Raw genomic sequence first — 2,850 nt, forward strand, 5'->3', positions numbered from 1 at the left:
CAATCGGGCTTTCGGCCAGCGCCGCCAGCACCGCGATATTGGTGTGGCCGCACAGGCCAAAGACATGGCGGACCTCGCGCCGCTCAAGATAATCCACGATATGTTCGGCAACGGTCTTGCCCTTGGTTTGTGCGCCGTCCATCACGCGACCTCCTGTCCGTAAAATTCGCCGAACAGCTCAACCTCGCTGGGGCGGTCTTCGGGAATGGGCCGGCTGACCCAGGTGTAGTTCATGAAATGCTTGAGGCTGACATTCTCGTTGGTGATGTTGCCGCCCCAGATGCCGCAGCCCAGCGAGCTGGTCATCGGCATTCCGTTGGTGAAGCTGCCCGCGTTGGCCTTGGATTGCGGCTGGCGCACCATCATGCGGCTGACCGGCGCCACCCGCGCCAGCGCGTCGATATGATCGTCATCATGGCTGTAGATGCCGCAGGAATGGCCCTTGCCGCCGACCTCATAGATCTGCCGGACAATGTCCAACGCATCGTCGAACGTGTCGAAATGGTAGAGCGCCATCAGCGTGGTCAGCTTTTCCTTCGAGAACTTGTGTTCCTTGCCGATCTGGCCCTGATTTTCGACCATCAGGAATTTTCGGTCCTCGGGGATCGAGAACCCCCCCACCTCGGCGGTCTGCTGCGGGCGGCAGGCGATGGTCGGAAAGGTGCGGTTGCCATTTTTGTCCCACATGGCCTTTTCCAGCAGGGTCTTCTCCTCGGCATTGCAGAGATAGCCGCCCTCGGCCTTGAGCGCCCGGACCATCCGGTCGTAGATCGAGCGCTGAATGATGATGTTGCCATCCGCCGAACAGCCCGACCCGAAATCCGAGGTCTTGGACATGCGGGTATTGGCGGCGGCAATCTCGATATCGGCAGTCTCGTCGATCACGATCGACGAGTTGCCGGCGCCCACGCCATAAGCCGGCCGGCCCGAACTGTAGGCAGCCTTGACCATGGGTTTGCCGCCGGTGGCCAACGTCAGATCGCAGATCTCCATCAGGTGCTGGGTCAGCGGGATCGACGGATGCGTCACGCATTGGAACAGGTCCTCGGGCGCGCCGACAGCCGCACAGGCCGCGCGCATCACCTGAATCATCTCGGCGGTGGTCTGCCGGGTGCGCGGGTGCGGAGAGAAGATCACCGCGTCGCGCGCCTTGACCGCATAGATGCCAGTCACCGGCGGGGTCAGCGCCGGGTTCGTCATCGGGATCAACGAGGCGATCACTCCGGCAGGCTTGGCGTATTTGACGAGCCCCCTGCCCTCATCCACCTCGACCACGCCGGTCGATTTCTGCCGCAGGGCGTCGCGCAGAACGCCGTGGATCTTGAAGCGCTTGGCGGGGCGCCCCTCGCGGTCGCCGATCCCGCTCTCGTCCACCCCCATCTGCGCCAGCCGCGTGAACGTGGCCTCATTCCCGGCATACCAGCCGATGGCCTGCGCCAGCTTGTCGAGCCGGTCCTGCGGCCAGTCCTCGATCCGGGCCATGGCTGCGCGGGCGCGCTCCAGCATGTCCGCCGCCAGATGGCGGTCGTTCTCAGTGAGCTCTCTGCTCATGGTAGTCCTCGTTTGAATGGAGTGTGGAAGGGTCGGGCCTGCGCCGCTGCGAGCGGGCATCGCCAAAGGTGCGTTTCGCATGGCTCAGGCAGCGCCGCGCGTGTTCCTCATAGCCAAGCTCGGCCACCCGGCTCTGGTTCGGCAGCTCGATCGAGTAATCCACCGGCGGCATCCGTTCGATGATCCCGGCAAAATCGATCCAGCCTTCACCAGGATAGAGCCGCGCGTCGCGGGCCAGCTGGATCATGCCTTCCCGGGTATCGGCGATGCCGGGCAGGCAGTCCGAAATGTGCAGGAAATGCAGGAGATCAGCGGGCACATGCAGCAGTTCGCCGACATCGACGCGGCTGAGATGCAGATAAAGCGTATCGACCAGAATGCCGCCATTGGGCTGATCGGCGGCGCGGACGATATCCAGCGCCTCGTCCAGCGTGCGCAACCGGGAAAAAGACGGAAATTCCAGATCGACACTCAGCCCGTAAGGCGCGGCCAGTTCGCAGGTCTCGGAATAGACGTCGATCAGAAAATCCCGGTCATCGCGGGTCTTGGTCCAGGCGCTCATGATCATGCGCCTGGCGCCCAGCTCTCCGCCGAGTTCGAGCGAGCGTTCAAAGCTGCGGGGATCGACATCCTCGGTAATCCGCGCCAGCTCCACGTCCAGAACCTGCAAGCCGGTGGTGTCCAGCGCGGTTTTCGTCGCCTGCACCTGTGCCCTGTCGATGGGCGACTGGGTGAACTCTCCGGGCACATGCATCGGGATGAACCGGGGACTGACCGCGTCATACCCGGCGCGGGCGGCGATATAGACCAGTTCGGGCGGCGTGCAGCCAATCAGCGTGAGATGCGCCAACGAGTATCGTGAGACGCTTGCCGCGTCAGTGCCTGACATATGCTGCATCCCCCAGGGTATCGACCGCGAATCCAATTTCATCACATGTATTAAAAAATATCTGATATTTTGACAAATATCAATCTTCAACATGGACCGAAAATGAAATGAGCCCGGGCTCGCTCATGTCCTGCCGTTGTCCTGTTACCTGCCCTGTATCGACACCCATTCGCCGCCGGAGCGGTGCGAACGGACCGAGGCATCGGTAAAGCGCACCCCGTCCGCGCCCTGCCCTACATTCGGGTATTCGAGCCAGCCCTCGGGCACCACCACCCCGTCCCGCCGAGCCGCCACAGCCATGGCAAGCTCGGTATAAAGGTTGGCCCAGGCCTCGATGATGCCCTCGGGAAAGCCGCGCGCGGTGCGGACCAGCCGCTCAACCTCAGCGCTGACGCCATGACCATGCCCCC

3 protein-coding genes and 1 pseudogene are annotated in these 2,850 nt (G+C 62.9%); all 4 read right to left on the reverse strand.

Translation table 11 applies throughout. From position 1 onward, the window contains the following. The coding region (locus GOX53_RS30195) for a thiamine pyrophosphate-binding protein (protein WP_171182362.1) at positions 1-142 on the reverse strand (142 nt) is incomplete at its 3' end. Then, a complete protein-coding gene (locus GOX53_RS29075; protein WP_171182363.1) occupies positions 142-1,551 on the reverse strand; it encodes an aldehyde dehydrogenase family protein in 1,410 nt (469 codons plus the stop codon). The genes GOX53_RS30195 and GOX53_RS29075, both read right to left, overlap by 1 nt. Further along, on the reverse strand, positions 1,532-2,440 hold the full coding sequence (locus tag GOX53_RS29080; RefSeq protein WP_171182364.1) for a sugar phosphate isomerase/epimerase: 909 nt from the start codon (positions 2,438-2,440) through the stop codon (positions 1,532-1,534). Before GOX53_RS29080 ends, GOX53_RS29075 begins: the two co-directional genes overlap by 20 nt. A gap of 144 nt (positions 2,441-2,584) precedes the next feature. Continuing rightward, a pseudogene (locus GOX53_RS29085) lies at positions 2,585-2,850 on the reverse strand (oxidoreductase); the annotation flags it as partial.

The sequence above is a fragment of the Ruegeria sp. HKCCD8929 genome (assembly GCF_013031405.1).
Lineage (GTDB): Bacteria > Pseudomonadota > Alphaproteobacteria > Rhodobacterales > Rhodobacteraceae > Ruegeria.

What these genes read in the sequence shown, in the direction of transcription:
- GOX53_RS29075 (WP_171182363.1), bottom strand. Translation starts at nt 1,551, where the DNA reads ATGAGCAGAGAGCTCACTGAGAACGACCGCCATCTGGCGGCGGACATG.
- GOX53_RS29080 (WP_171182364.1), bottom strand. Translation starts at nt 2,440, where the DNA reads ATGTCAGGCACTGACGCGGCAAGCGTCTCACGATACTCGTTGGCGCAT.